This is a genomic window from Paenibacillus sp. FSL H7-0357, assembly GCF_000758525.1.
Taxonomy (GTDB): domain Bacteria; phylum Bacillota; class Bacilli; order Paenibacillales; family Paenibacillaceae; genus Paenibacillus_AQ.
Genome location: NZ_CP009241.1, coordinates 1,295,294 through 1,309,838 on the forward strand (window position 1 = coordinate 1,295,294; position 14,545 = coordinate 1,309,838).

General features: G+C 52.8%; 13 protein-coding genes. 2 read left to right on the top strand and 11 right to left on the bottom strand.

The window, feature by feature from the left end; genetic code table 11:
• Positions 1–112: 112 nt before the first annotated feature.
• The 10 genes from H70357_RS05725 to H70357_RS05770 all read right to left on the bottom strand — a co-directional run bounded on the left by H70357_RS05725 (position 113) and on the right by H70357_RS05770 (position 11,508).
• Entirely contained in the window at positions 113–2,059 is a 1,947-nt protein-coding gene (locus H70357_RS05725) for an FtsX-like permease family protein (protein ID WP_038586792.1), read from the bottom strand.
• The gene (locus tag H70357_RS05730; RefSeq protein WP_038586795.1) at positions 2,034–2,804 is read right to left on the bottom strand and encodes an ABC transporter ATP-binding protein; all 771 of its coding nucleotides are present in this window, start codon (positions 2,802–2,804) and stop codon (positions 2,034–2,036) included. The genes H70357_RS05725 and H70357_RS05730 overlap by 26 nt, the downstream gene beginning before the upstream one ends.
• A gap of 157 nt (positions 2,805–2,961) precedes the next feature.
• Positions 2,962–4,059: a GerAB/ArcD/ProY family transporter gene (locus tag H70357_RS05735; RefSeq protein ID WP_038586798.1), complete on the bottom strand. Its 1,098-nt coding sequence runs from the start codon at positions 4,057–4,059 to the stop codon at positions 2,962–2,964.
• Between the two features lie 10 nt (positions 4,060–4,069).
• Positions 4,070–4,303, bottom strand: coding sequence for a hypothetical protein (locus H70357_RS05740; RefSeq protein ID WP_038586801.1), 234 nt, complete (start codon positions 4,301–4,303; stop codon positions 4,070–4,072).
• 12 nt (positions 4,304–4,315) lie between these two features.
• Entirely contained in the window at positions 4,316–5,599 is a 1,284-nt protein-coding gene (locus H70357_RS05745; protein WP_081965700.1) for a Ger(x)C family spore germination protein, read from the bottom strand.
• A complete protein-coding gene (locus H70357_RS05750) occupies positions 5,596–6,699 on the bottom strand; it encodes a GerAB/ArcD/ProY family transporter (RefSeq protein ID WP_038586804.1) in 1,104 nt (367 codons plus the stop codon). Before H70357_RS05750 ends, H70357_RS05745 begins: the two co-directional genes overlap by 4 nt.
• Positions 6,696–8,315: a spore germination protein gene (locus H70357_RS05755; RefSeq protein ID WP_052091846.1), complete on the bottom strand. Its 1,620-nt coding sequence runs from the start codon at positions 8,313–8,315 to the stop codon at positions 6,696–6,698. Before H70357_RS05755 ends, H70357_RS05750 begins: the two co-directional genes overlap by 4 nt.
• A gap of 207 nt (positions 8,316–8,522) precedes the next feature.
• Positions 8,523–9,524: a sensor histidine kinase gene (locus tag H70357_RS05760; protein ID WP_038586806.1), complete on the bottom strand. Its 1,002-nt coding sequence runs from the start codon at positions 9,522–9,524 to the stop codon at positions 8,523–8,525.
• Positions 9,521–10,219 (bottom strand): response regulator transcription factor, encoded by a 699-nt coding sequence (locus H70357_RS05765; RefSeq protein WP_038586809.1) that lies wholly within the window; start codon positions 10,217–10,219, stop codon positions 9,521–9,523. Before H70357_RS05765 ends, H70357_RS05760 begins: the two co-directional genes overlap by 4 nt.
• 140 nt (positions 10,220–10,359) lie before the next feature.
• Positions 10,360–11,508, bottom strand: coding sequence for a phosphodiester glycosidase family protein (locus H70357_RS05770; protein WP_038586811.1), 1,149 nt, complete (start codon positions 11,506–11,508; stop codon positions 10,360–10,362).
• A 251-nt stretch (positions 11,509–11,759) separates the two neighbouring features.
• Here H70357_RS05770 and H70357_RS05775 point away from each other — a divergent pair, with 251 nt between their 5' ends.
• Both H70357_RS05775 and H70357_RS05780 read left to right on the top strand, forming a co-directional pair.
• Entirely contained in the window at positions 11,760–12,338 is a 579-nt protein-coding gene (locus H70357_RS05775) for a histidine phosphatase family protein (RefSeq protein WP_038586815.1), read from the top strand.
• 122 nt (positions 12,339–12,460) lie between these two features.
• Entirely contained in the window at positions 12,461–13,315 is an 855-nt protein-coding gene (locus H70357_RS05780) for a GGDEF domain-containing protein (RefSeq protein WP_052091847.1), read from the top strand.
• Here H70357_RS05780 and H70357_RS05785 read toward each other — a convergent pair.
• Complete coding sequence (locus tag H70357_RS05785) at positions 13,312–14,544, bottom strand: SLC45 family MFS transporter (RefSeq protein ID WP_038586818.1); 1,233 nt, start codon at positions 14,542–14,544, stop codon at positions 13,312–13,314. The two genes, H70357_RS05780 and H70357_RS05785, sit on opposite strands and share 4 nt — an antisense overlap.
• Between the last annotated feature and the right edge of the window lies 1 nt (position 14,545).

Here is a 14,545-nt window from a genome sequence, read left to right on the forward strand (position 1 = left end):
CGGGCAGAACCTCCGGTACGCCTGTTATTCTGCTCTCTGGTTGCAATCAAGCAGCGGCGTTTTATTCTCAATCACTAGGATACAGCATTCATTGTAGCCTAACGCCTCCGGGTTACACCATCATCTTCTTCAGACTATGGATATAGCGGGATCTGACAATGATGAAATACACGGTTTGCACAACCAGGAAAGCTGCTGATGTGATCAGCACAGGAACGGTAACATTCGTGATATCCATCACTTTCAGCACGGGACGGACAACTACAAGAGTCTGCACGGCTGCAATAAGAATAGGGATATAGAACAGCAGTGCAATCTGTCTGGTGGCGGAAGCCGACATTTCTCTGGTGCTGAGTCCGATCTTGGAGAGTGCATGGTACATCCGCATATCTGCGTTCAGCTCCGTATGCAGCTTGAAATAGAGAAAGCTGGCTGAAGAGAGCGAAAAGATCAGGGCGATAAAGATGCCGATAAAGCTGACCATTGAGGTTCCCTGCTTGGTATTCATATAGCTATCAGCCCGTGCACTTATTAACGTGTGCCAGTTGTCAGTCGCATGATTCCTGTCCCGGCTCCATTGCACCAGCTCACTGGAGATGACAGTCTCCGGCTCCCCGGTCTTGGGAAGCAGTGCATCCCACGCCGGGATTTTATAAAAGTAATTTATTTCACGATCATTAGCTCTAGCCGTACCGGCAGCTTTTGCATACAGACTGTCGCTGACAATCATCACGGACGGGTTGTATTGGCCAAAAGGCATGACCGGGGGATTGATAAGATGATTCAGGACGAGTTCCACATTTACTTGATCTGCCAGCAGAATCTTCTCTCCTGCGTTATATTCGAAAATGGCATTCTGGGGGTTAAGCAGCAGCACAGCTTCTCCGTCAGACAAAGGAGGGATTCCGGTGACATCCATTTGTCCTGCCAGTTGATTGAATACGGACACCGTCAGCAATTGAACGTTGTCAAACTGGTCCACATCGTTAAGGCCTCGGATAGAAACGCGGATGAATTCCACTTTGTTCTCTGTGTACTGCAATCCGGCGTTTTCCAGGGCATCATGAATGGTGGTCAGTCCGGGTTCGGGATCGTGTCCATTGTCAACGGAATAGTCGATAGCGAATGGACTGTTCAAATACGTCGTATTGTTCGAAGAACTGATGGATAGAAGAAGACTTGCAGCCATGCAGGCCAATGAAGTGACAACCGTTACCAGAAACAGCATCCGCGCATTGTCTTTAACCTTGTAGCTCATTTCGTTGATCCAGAGCAGATTGGTTCCGCGCCATAGCCGTTTGCGGCTCAGCTTCAGCAGGCGGATGCCCAGCACCGACAGCTGGGAGTAGAAGAAATAAGTGCCGGCGATGCCTGTGACGGCAGCGATCAGCAGCGTGTTTGGAGACAGCTCCTGCCCGATGGAAATAGCTCCTGTTGTCAGCAGTGCAAGTCCGAGAAGCGAGAGCAGCCAGGATACTTTGGGCTCCTTCTTCGGTTTCACGCTTCCCTTGAGCAGCTCAAGCACCTGGTTCTTGCGGATGAACAGCAGGGTGAAGATTGAATTTGTCAGGAATAGCGCCAGAAAGGAAACGGAAGTGATAACAAGTGCCTTTACCGGCCAATAAAACGGCATATCTGCCACCCCGATAATATTCGTGCTGAGCAGCAGGAACAGCTTGGACAGCAGCATCCCGGCGGCCATGCCGCTCAGGATCGACAGCAGGCCGATGATCATATTTTCCAGCAGAATCAGTCTGTTGATCTGCCCGGGACGCGCGCCCAGGATCATCAGGATGCCGAATTCAAGATTCCGCAGCTTGAGGAAAGCGCTGATCGAGTACAGGACAAAGAAGAAGGCGAAGATGAAGACAATATAGGAAGCAATTTTCATCCCGGTAGCCGAATTTTTCCCAAGCTCAATAGAGGTCACGTCAGGATGATAGATGAACACCGAATAGGAAAAGAAGATCATGACCATAAAGGCGCTGCTGAGGAAAAAGGCCATATATGCCCGGGAGTTGCGCCGCACATTATTAAACGCGAATTGAGGAAAGCTCATGACTATTCCCTCCCCAGAATGAAAGTGTATCAATGATCTTCTGGAAGAAGGCCTGGCGGTTGTCGCCGCGGTGGAGTTCCGCAGCCAGCTTGCCGTCCTTGATGAAGACGATGCGGTTGCAATAGCTTGCTGCCAGCGGATCATGCGTAACCAGCATCAGCGTCGTACCTTCCTTGCGGTTGATGTCCTCCAGCGACTCCATTACGATCCGGGAGGAGTTCGAATCGAGCGCTCCCGTCGGCTCATCGGCGAGCAGAATGGCAGGCGAAGTTATAATTGCCCGGGCAATGGCCGTCCGCTGGCGTTGTCCGCCGGAAATTTCATAGGTCCGCTTATTGAGGATGTCCGTGATATTCAGTCGCCCGGCCACCCGCTGCAGCAGCGCGTCCATCTCGGCCAGCTTGCGGTTGTCCAGAGTCAGGGGAAGAACGATATTTTCCCCTACGGTCAATGTCTCCAGCAGGTTGAAATCCTGGAACACAAAGCCAAGCTTCCTGCGGCGGAACAGGGCCAGCTCTTTTTTGTTCATCTGATAGGGATTGCTGCCGCCGATCTTCACTTCACCCGAGGAGGGCTGGTCAATGGTTGAGACCATGTTGAGCAGGGTGGTTTTGCCGCTGCCCGAAGGGCCCATAATTCCCACAAATTCACCTTGTTCGATACTAAGATGAATATCGGTAAGAGCCTGCGTAAGCACTTTTCCCGGATATACTTTATTCATTGCCGTGACTTCGAGCACATTCATGGAATTCATTCCTTTCTAACCGAAAACGTGAGTGTCACCCGTTGTTGCCCCTTGGGTGCTTATCTTCTGATTTCGAGTGTACAGGATGAGCTTCCGGCATGCTATGGTTTTACCTTAACGTTACCTTACAGCGCGGTTAAGGTTATGTTCGCTTTTGTCAGGAGGATGTTCGTTTGAACCATCCCCGCAGCAGAATGGATATTGAGAGCAGCAGCGGGATACCGATTTGGAACAGCGGGTCAATCTTGAGGCTTGGCCCCAGGCCGATGGCAATATGCTGAGTATAATCCCTCGCCAGAAAGGAAGTGCCATAGATTGCCGCTCCTACGGGAAATACCCACCATTTGGCTGGTTTGCCGCTCAGTTCACTGATGCCTTTAACCGCGCAAAAGTAGAAGAGCATCATCTTGATCAGCAGCCCGATAAAAAGCTGGGTCGTTACCAGAATATCGAGCCGTTCCACAAATTTGAGGTTTGATAAAGTACGGACTGTCTTTAAAAAAGGCAGCTGGCTGATCCCTGCAATCGTTGGCCCGAGGACAGCCACATTCAGCGCGTTCATGAAGATGAGAAAGATGCTGATGGCAATATAGGCGGTCACTGTATTTTTTACCGGCACACCGGGTTTTTCCCAGAGGGACCACAACATCAGGAATACAATCATTTGACCGAAGGGAAAGGAGACAAGATCCGGCAGTGCAGCTTCTACAATCGGCATGAACCCACCCTCGTTGACTGGACTTAGCCGGTAGAAATCAATGGAGCCCATAATGCCAAGCAGCAGCACAATCAGGAAATAAAAGAAGAGAACCAGAGGGAGCAGCACCTCGGGCAGCCGGAAGACAACCTCTGCACCCTTCCAAATGGCATAGAGTGCAATCATTACAAAAATGAACATCGTGAGTGGCAGCGGAGATCGCGGCAGCAAAGTCAAAGCCGTCAGCTCGCCGAGATCGCGGACATTGCGCATCGACTGATATGCGAAGTAGAAGCAGTAGATCAAGCCGATCACAGAGCCGGCAACACCTCCGAAATGAAATTTAAGCATGCCGATGAGGTCCAGCTTGGGCGAGCGGTGCTGGATCCACAGCAGGAGCAGCAGGAGGATGAACCCGCCCAGCGAGCCGGTGCACATCGCCAGCCATGAATCCTGCTTGACCTTACCGCCCAGCAGAAAGAGCGGCGTGCTGCCGATCTCGAACAGCATAATCATAAACGCAATTTGCAGGGCAGACACCTGTTCCTTTTTTTGCATAACTCCGAAATCAGCCTCCTAACCACTTGATAATGAATCTGCCGGCGGGTTGAAAGTAAGCAATATATAAGGTAGCCATATTGAAATGCGGCGTTTCTGTAATCCCGCAAATGTTCTCATAAGCACACCAGACCAGAATGCAGCCAAACCACAGCCGGTGCAGCTTCCTTCCTTCTCCGCGCAGGCGGGTGCAGCCCCAGACGAAAGCTAAGGCATAAAGCAGAAGAGTGATCGCTATTTTCATAGAGTAGCCCCTTTACTTATGCTGGATGGATTTAAAGGATTTGTTACTGAGTCCGCTCCGTTCAATTTGGATCGAAACATGCGGTTTGATCTCAATATTCTGGAACATGCGGTCCCAGCTTTTGTCCTTCTCAATCTGCTTCCAGCGCTTGCGGTCACTGCGGTGAATCCTCACAGCAAAGCCCGTGACGTCCGCTCCCAGCCGCTTGACCTCACTCCAGGAGTTGCCCACGAGTTCCAGAATACGCTGTTCAATGGCTTGCTCCATCCCTGTTATTGAAGTCCGTTCATTCAAATCCATGACGCTTCCAAGCTCCTGCAATACGCCGCTTCCTTTGATGTTCACATCCATGATGTAGTGATCTTTATCCCAGACGGGATGAACGGAAGTGGTCGAATTCTGGAGGATGAAGGAAGCGTCCGGTTTGTCGCTGATTTCGGGGCGGGAGGCGAAGGCGATGGTGGCAGAATCAATTTTGTTCGTCAGAAAGGACAAGCCGAAGGCTTGCTTCTGCGTTAGCCATCCCACCAGTTTTTCACCTTTTAAGACACCGAGCCTTCCGAGCGCCAGCCGTGAAGGCAGGTCGGTCCGTCCAGTCTCACTGGTCTCATCCATGATCTGGTCGCCGGTAAGGAAGATTTCCGGCAGCACGGCACTTCCGGATTCGGAGGACAGGGCCATGGCCAGTTCAAACAGCCGGATGCCGGGGTAAAAGGAGAGCAGCTTCGATTCCTGCTCAATCATGAGCTGGATACCGGCTCCCTGATTTTTGGTCAGCTGCATCAGCTGATTCAGAATATCTCCGGCTTCGTCTTTGGATAGAAATACATATACAGTTTCCCGGGCGTCCTGCTTGCGCAGGAACATGTCGATCAGTTGACTGATCCCGTGTTTGGCCAGAGACTCTCCAATTATGGCGATGCGCGAATGAGAAAAAAACATCTCACGCGTACTGGTCAGATTGGTTCTTTCTATCGCGTCCATAATCGTTGGTCCTTTTACCGAGAAGGTGACGAACGGTGGAGAGCTGGTGCTCCCGCCTCCACTGCCTCCCATGCTGCTGGCACCGGAAGAAGGGTTGATGACCTGGTATGTGGCTTTCCATTCGTTATTCTTCCAGTCATATGCCGAACCGGAGGTAATGCCCAGCTCACTCAGTTCCCGGTCATCCCAGCATCCGGTCAGCAAAGTCGACAGGAGGGGGAGGCAGAGACCAATGCAGAGCGTTTTTTTCGCGGCGTAAGCCAGAGGCCTCGCGGGATTTGCTGAATAGGATTCGGTGTGCTGCTGCTTCATGTTTCCCACCCCTTAGGTTTGGATTTTGGCTTCTGGAGCCGGTGAAGCAGGAGCGCAGCCAGCGGAACGAGTACATTGAACAGGAAGAAGACCGAGAAACGCCCTTCCTTGTTGTAGAGATTCAATTGGTCTGCGCTCTGCCAGGTAAAGAGACACTCTAAAGCGATTATCAGACCCAAGGCTCCGATAAAAGGCCGATTGCTGTTTACCCGAAAGGTCTGCTTGAAGCATTCGACCGTCGCAAACAGAAAGATCGAGAATTTCAGATAGATGGACAGGACCCAATAGGAGATGAACAGAATGTCCAGCTTTTCGATAAATCTGCCGATATGAACAACCCCGGCGGTGGAAAAACCCGGATATGTGCTGAGCTTGATGAATTCGGACCCGAACACCATCAGTGTCGTTACGAGCGAAAACATCATCAGCCCAGCAACGAAAAGAAGTCCTGCCCAGCTGGCGATGCGCGCTTTTTGCGGATTCTGCAAATAAGGAGCCAGAAACAGCAGCACCGCGACTTCGGACATCCAGGTAGCCGGTGTTATGCCGGCCAGTGTCAAGGAGGCCAGAGAGTGATCAAAGATCGGCAGCAGCTGATGCACATCCATGTCCCGGTACAGCCCGAACAGATAGAGCGGCACGAAGAAAAAGTACAGCAGCAGCACGAGGGTGTTTACTCTGGCGATGGACTCGAGGCCCTGCCTGACCATATAGATCGTAATTAATAGAATCAGGATGGTCATTACGGTGACCGGGGTGTCGATGAGTACATTGTCTTTGATGAAATTGACGAATTCGCGCAAAATGGTTGCCGATGTGTCCAGGTAGAACTGCAGCATCAATAGGCCCAGAATTGTAGCAGCAACAGGAGAACTCATCTCGCCAATCCAGGTCAGAAACGGTGCGCCATTGCTGTAGCGGATGACGGTCCCGACAATCGCCGCGAACACGAGCCCGGCCAGAGTCGATAACAAAATAGCCAGCGGCGCGTCCTGCTCCGCGTAGTTGCCAATGATGACGGGAAGCACGACGGTGGCTGTCGGCAAGATAGTGTTGACGATCAGCATGGCGGCCTGGGTGGTGCCGATTTTACCGTTCAACTGGGATCCTCCTCCTGCGGCTGCCGGGTTTGCTGGTTGTTCTGCGCCTCTTCTTGCGGCTGCGGCTTTTGATCCGGGCCTTGTCTGCGTGTTTCTTTGCCCAAATTGGTCTTTGGCCGCATGGTCATGCTCCAGAGCGGAACGCGGAAAAAAATATCCTTCAAATATCGCGGAGTCATTGGAGCTACCGGGGACAGGTACGGCACACCAAAGGAACGCAGTCCGGCCAAATGAATCAGCAGCACCATCAAAAAGGACATGATGCCGAACAGGCCAAGGGTAGCGGCGATCAGCATCATGACAAACCGGATCAGGCGGATCGAATTGGCGATAGCCAGGGACGGGATGACAAAGTTAGAGATGGCGGTAAACGACACCACGATAACCATGGCTGCGGAGACGAGTCCGGCTTGAACGGCGGCCTGTCCCAGCACGAGTGCCCCAACGATGGAAATCGCCGGCCCGATGGTGCGCGGCATACGGACCCCGGCCTCGCGCAGCACATCGAAAGTCAGTTCCATCAGCAGCGCTTCCGCCAGTGCCGGAAACGGTACGCCTTCACGCTGGGCGGCCAGGCTGATCAGCAGGGTTGTCGGCAGCATTTCCTGGTGAAAGGTAGTCACGGCGATATACAAGGCCGGCAGCAGCATGGATACAAAAAAAGCGGCATACCGGATTAGCCGCAGGAAAGAAGAAATATCAAAACGCTGATAATAATCTTCACTCGACTGAAAAAAATTGAAGAAAGTGGAGGGGGCAAGCAGTGCAAAGGGAGTCCCGTCAATAATAATTCCGACCTGGCCCTCCAGAATGCCTCCGGCAAGCGCATCCGGACGTTCCGTGTTCTGAATGGTCGGAAAGGGAGTCAGTCCGCCATCCTGAATGAATTCCTCGATGTAATTGCTCTCCAGAATGCTGTCGGTTTCAATCGCGTTTAAGCGCCGGCGGATTTCCGCCACCACCTGTTCGCTGGCGATACCCTCCAGGTAGACAAGCGCCACACCGGTCTGAGTGCGCTGACCGATCTTATACTCTTCTATTCTAAGATCGGAGGTTTTGAGTCTGCGCCGCAGCATGGAGGTGCCTGTCCGCAGGCTCTCCGTGAAGCCTTCTTTGGGTCCGCGGATAACACCTTGGGAGGTTGGCTCGTTGATGCTTCTTTTCTCCCAGCCGGAGGTATCGGCAGCCATTGCCACCTGAAGTCCTTCAAACAGAATGAGGGTATAGCCGTCGAAGAGCATGGGGAGCAGGCTCTCCAGTGTTTTGCCTTCTTTGACGCCCCCGACCGGCAGCATCTGATCTTTAATCAGGCTGAAGGCGTCCTCGGCGGTAATGGCGCCGCTCTTGGGGGCAACCATTTCCATCAGCGGCTGCAGCACCGTCTGGTTGACGGCATCCGCATTAACGAGTCCGTCGATATATATAAAAGCAAGAGAGAGGGAGCTTAAAGATTCATTAGTGAATCTGCGGAAAACAACGTCGGAGCTTTGACCGATCCGCTTAGTAATCTCCTGCAAGGTAATATCAAGTGAGGGGTGAAGAGGCAGCGGTGCAGGAACGGAAGTCGGGGCGGGATCTGTTCCTTTCTTGCGGCGTTGCTGCAGATGGGTTGGCATCGATACTCCTCCTCGTTGCTGGATACTGGATGATTTGCTGTATTATCCCCTGGGAGCGGATTCCTTATTCTGACTGCATTATGAGATTAGCAGACATAAAGAAGAGAGCACTCTACCGGCCATTTGGTCATGGCGGGCGGAATGCTCCCGGTTGTGAAGCTTGTGGCAGCTCCAGCCAGCCTTAGGAAGCTGAGCGGATGCTGCAGTTCAGCCGCGAAGAGGATCAACTGCTCCTCCGAAAGTAATGCGAACCGTGGTCCCCTCGCCGGGCCGGGATTGCAGCTCTACCGTATGCCCGAGCCTTGTGCAGATCTCACGGACCAGATAGAGGCCCATCCCGGTGGATTCATGATACTGGCGGCCGCGTTCTCCGGTGAAATAAGGATTGAACACCCGTTTCAGGTCTTCGGGAGAGATGCCAATGCCCTGATCTTTAATCTGTAAGACGCTCCCGGTTCCCGTCTGCTCCGCGGAAATGGTTACCGTCTTGCCTGTCCCGGCTGTATAATTTACGGCGTTGACGAGAATCTGGGCCAGCATGAATCTCAGCCATTTGGCGTCGCTGTATATAGAGAGTCCATCGTCAACGGTAATGTCTACCCGGACTCCCCTCCGGATGAACAGCCTGCGGTTATCGGCGACGGTCTCGCTTACGGCTTTGCGAAGCAATAGAGGCTGAACATGGAAATCATCCTCAAAGCGTTCCAGCCTGGAGGTGTAGATAACCATCTCCAGTCCCTTGCGGAGCCGCTCCACCTCCTCTTGGATGCTGCTGGCAGCATCCTCCTCCAAATCCTGAAGGGTAAGCTGGATGACGGAAAGCGGCGTCTTCATCTGGTGTACCCAGCGGTTGATGAAATCGATATGCTGATCCATCCGCCGGGTATGGGAATGCAGCTGGTCCAGATAGTAGTGGTGGTTATGCTGCAGCATCTCCGTCACCGCTTCGGGCAGCGGCGCATCGTCAAGGGGAATAAGCTGTTCCCCCGGGGCTCCGCCGGGTCCGCTCAGGCGGGTGTATAGCTTATAGTGCTGAACATACCGGAAGCCCAGATATAGAATGAGAACTGCAAAGCTGAGGGCCATACCGTATAAAACAATCGAGAAGGGTCTGTATTCGCCCGTAACCCAGTAGAGCACGGGGATGAGGATCATCTGGAGCAGATAGAAGAGCAGCAGCGGCCGGTGATCCTTAAGAAACAGCCTCATGGTGTTTCTCCGGAGAGGCTGAGCCGGTAGCCGGCACCTCTTATCGTTTCTACGATGTCGTCAAGATCAAGATCCTTGAGCTTCTTACGTACGCGGGTGATATAGACATTTAGTGTATTATCATCGATGAAGTGCTGATCCTCCCACATCAGGTCCAGCAGCCGTTCACGGGAGACGACGCGCCCTTCCTTCAGCAGGAGCGCTTCCAGCAGGACGGCTTCCTTCTGTGTAAGCTCAGCGGACAGGCCGTTGTGCTGGATCACATAACGCTCCGGATACAGCGTCAGTCCTCCGGCTTGAAGCTTGCGTTCTTCCTGGCTGTGGGCGTAAGAGCCGTAAGCTCTACGCAGATGGCTGCGGATTTTGGCCAGCACGACCTCGTATTGGAACGGCTTGATAATGTAATCGTCGCCGCCGTTCTCCAGCGCCATCACCTGATCCATGCCACTGTCCCGGGCAGATATGAAGAGGATGGGGCAGAGTGAGGATTTGCGAAGCTGGCGGCACCAATAGAACCCGTCATATCTCGGCAGATTGACGTCCAGCAGCACCAGGCTTGGGGCACTGTCCTCAAAGGTTTCCAGCACTCTATTGAAGTCATCTACGATAACGGTATGAAAATCATATTTTGACAAATAACTGCTAAGCAGGTCTGCCAGCTTGGCGTCGTCCTCGACAATCAGAATCGTTTCCATGAATTCACTCCTTTGTCCAGTATTACAGTAACATGCTAAGGGAAATTTATGCAAAACAGGATTCAGACGCAAACAACCTCCCGGGCTGCCGGAAAAAGATCCGGCTGCGGGAGGCTGCTTGTATGTTGCGGAAGGATGGATTAACGGGTTTTGATGACCAGCGCATTGCTGATCAGACGTCCCGGTGTTGTCAAATATTTGCCGTTGTAATACAATCCGCTGGAGGCGCCGCCATCCAGATTCATGGCCTGATAGGCACCGGCCTGCTTCATAATCTGCGCCAGCTGCGAAATGGTAGCCCCGCTGGTGGTCAGAAGAATCAGTTTGTGGTCGCGCGTCAAGCCCAGCGCGCTGCGGGCTCCGCCGCCGGTGCGGATTTTGGGATCCCTGAAGCCTTCGGCGGTCACATCCACCGCTACCTTCCCGTTAACCAGCAGCCGGGGGCCGGCCTGAAGCGCACCTTCGATGGTCCCGCTCTGGAAGCGCGATGCGAATTCAGTGCCAGGAATCAGCTCTGCTAACAGATTGCGGTCATAAGCGAATACGGCCCGCCGTTCTCCAGCGCCGTTCTTGAGCATCTTTCCGCCGCTGATGATATAACCATAAGGGACTTTGTATGCCCCTTTAGTGTAGGCATCAAAGTAGGTCCCGTTGATCGCAACGAGAGCACCGCTGCGTTTGGCAATGCTGCCAAGTGACTCCGTCTTGCCGACCGTGTTGCCGGCAAGCACTACATCCAGTTTGACCGAGGGATGGAGCAGGGAAGCGGTGACTGTCTGCACTGTAAAGGAGCGGCTGCCGACCTTAAAGGTGCGTTTGCCGCTGACTACCGCTGGGGATTCCGCTTTAAGGAGTGCTCCGCTGAGTACGGGCAAGGTGGCGGAAGTTTCGTCCGCTGTCAGCGTGAGCGACGAGGCCTGTGGATTCCACTTCAGCTGAAGGCCCAGTGTTTGGCTGACCAGAGACAGCGGAACATACGTCGTGCCGCTGCCGCTGAAGACCGGCTCACTCAAGGTTACGGCCTTGTCGTTCACGGAAGCCTTCGCCGAGCCCGGAATCAGGTGGAGGGAAGCCTCGCCCTTTGTAATTTCTATCGTTCCGCCAGGAGTGAGGATCGACCGGATGCCGGCAAAATTATTCAGGAAACGCAGCGGAATGAAAGCATGATTCTCCTTGTCCACATAAACTGCGAGCTTGGACGCAGGCGCCGCGGAGGCGCTTGATGATGCTGGAGGAAGAACGTAAAGCGGGAGAAGCAGGGTAAGGATGAGGGCGATGATTTTTTTCATGATGAACAGTATCTCCTTTTAAGTGGCGGCAGCATGATCTGCCATGCAGGATGAATTTGGAACATGCTCCAGAATGAAGCACCGGGTCTTATTATCATATAAGGGCAGTCTAACCGTCAATTACTAGGCTTCAGTGCAGGCAGAATGGTGAACAACTGATGATCCCTATATCCGGTGGCGTATGCATCTTCCAGACTGTTCGTTTATAATCTAGTAAGCTTACTTATTCTTCATAAAGGCGGGTAGCAACAATGACAAGAATCGGCTTGATTCGGCATGGCAGCACAGCTTGGAATAAAGAAGGACGGATACAGGGGCATACGGATAACCCTTTGGACGAGGAAGGACTTCAGCAGGCGGCGGCTATAGCAGAACGTCTCAGCGGAGAACAGTGGGACTATATCTACTCAAGCGACCTGCTGAGAGCAAGACAGACGGCAGAGGTGATCGCAGCGAAGCTGGGTCTGCAGGTAGCGGGAGTGATTCCGGGAATTAGGGAGATGAACGGAGGACTGCTTGAGGGCACCACGGAGCAAGAGCGGGTGGAACGCTGGGGGACGGAATGGAAGTCGCTGGACCTCGGGCTGGAGAGCAATGAATCAGGCAAGCAACGGGGGAGCAAGGCGATTGAAGAGATTGCATTAAAGCATCCCGGCCACAACATCCTGATTGTCAGCCACGGCGCGATTCTGCGGAGCAGCCTGACCGGACTGGTTCCCGGACTGGATGTCAGCGTGCTGCTGAAGAATACCTCTATCACCCGCATCGTTAAAGGGGACAGCGGCTGGACCTGCGAGCTGTATAATTGTGTGAAGCATATGGAGAGCTAGACCTTATCCAGACGGCATCTTCCAAAACATTCCATGCAGGATCCGCCCGCGCCTGCCGATAATAAGCTTATCGCTTATTACTGTTAACCAGATTTATTTTCATGTAAAAGGGAGTGCGCATCATGATGGAAGAAGCCCGTAATTATATATTGGCTCTATTTTCGGTTCTTATTGCAGCGTTGACTGTGTACAGCCTTCTCCGGCTGACCCGGAATTTCACCTATAAAAATCAAAGAGCCCGTGCTGTGCGCACGAGCCTGATAATACTGATCGCCAGCGGCGGATTATACGGAATGCACTGGCTGGGCAAGCAGTCACAATCCGGCTTGAAACAGGCTGAAGGCAGCCTGTTTATCTCCTTGGTACTCTATACATTGACTCTCTTAGCCCTGATGTATCTGTTCTCCAAGCTTCGCCAGATCCTGACCGAAAGAGAGCAATTGAAGGAACTGGCCTACAGGGATACCTTGACAGGCCTCTTGAACAAAAACGGGATGGATCACTTCTGGGACCACTGCAAACCAAACGAGCAGCTTGCGGTGCTGTTCCTTGACCTGGACCGATTCAAGTCAATCAATGACAGACTTGGCCATCATGTGGGCGATTTGCTGCTTCAGGCCGTCGGCGGCAGTCTGAAACAGTTCACCTCCAAAGGCAAACGGCATATCTTCCGGAACGGCGGGGATGAATTCGTAATTGTCGCCAAACGTTGCGGCCGTAAGGAAGCAGAGCAGCTTGCTATGCAGATTCTGGAGCAAACGACCCGCATTTACAGTCTGGAACGGCATGAACTGTTTGTTTCAGTCAGCATCGGCATTACGTTGAGCCATGGCAGGATCGACCCGATGCGGCTGCTGAAGGAAGCCGATTCGGCAATGTACAGCGCCAAGCAGCTCGGAAAGGGCCGATATACCATACACAAGCAGGGAAACACGCTTCAATCTGTCAATTGGGCAGGCAGCTCCAAAGCCAATTAATTAAATTTGCTGCGTCCTTTCATCAGGAACAGGCAGAGCAGGGCTATTGCCATGCTCACCGCTGCCGCATAGAACAGGATGGAATAGTCGGTAAGGTCAATCATCAGCCCAAGCAGCGGTGGGGAGGTGATGGCGGCCAGCGAGGAGACCAGATAATACATTCCGGTGCGTGTACCGATGCTTTCCTCCGTGCCTGTTGCTACTACATAAGGGTATGAATTGATATTAATACAGGCCCAGAACATCCCGCCAACAAGCAGCAGAATCCGCAGCACAAGCAAATTCTCCGCAAATCCCACGAGGGCAAAAACTGCCATTAGTCCGCATACTCCGGTGACAATAATCTTTTTCTTCCCGAACCGCCCGCCCAGCCAGCCGCTGGGAATCGCAAACACTACGAAGGCTAGCGAAAAGAACGTCAGCGAGAAGGAGGCTGCCTGTTCACTGAGGCCAAGGTGATGTTTGCCGTACAATGTGAACAGCGTCTCTACACCTTGATAAGCTACGAACCAGAAGAAGATGGCTGCTAAGAGCCAGACTGTGGTACGGTCGAGCTGTTTTTTTAAGGAGATGCGTGTAGGTTTGACCCGTGGAATGTTACCGCTGCGTTGCGAATCTCCGGATAAACCAGTGACTTCTTCGGTACCCAGTGCTGCTTCTTTGTTCACACCATCCCGTTCCTCCTTGATGAACTGCGACACGATGAACAGGCAGAGCAGCGTGATGAGACCGGCAACAATAAACGGCAATGCTGGGCTGGCCTTGTAGAGGAATGAGCCGACGCCAAACGCCAGAATCGACCCAATCCCTCCCATGAAGTTAATCAGGCCGTTCGCCTTGGTGCGCTGCTTATCCGGCGTAATATCCGGCATCAGCGCGACGGTCGGCGAACGGTACAGGCTCATGGCCAGGTTCATCAGCATCATAAAGAGCAGCAGCGTGAACAGCCCGGTGTGGAACGGAATCAGCATCGTCAGTACGGCAGCCAGCGGCATTCCGATCAGCAGATAAGGCATTCTGCGCCCATAACGGCTCACCGTACGGTCACTGCGGTTGCCAATCCATGGCTGCAGAAACAGGGCGAAATAGTTATCAATGGTCATCATGAAGCTGATCAAGGCTACACTGTGTACATATTTCTCCAGGAAAAAAGGTACAAACGCATTATACAAACTCCATGTAATGCTGATGCTGAAAAAACCGAAACCCAGCAGCCAGACTTTCTTCACC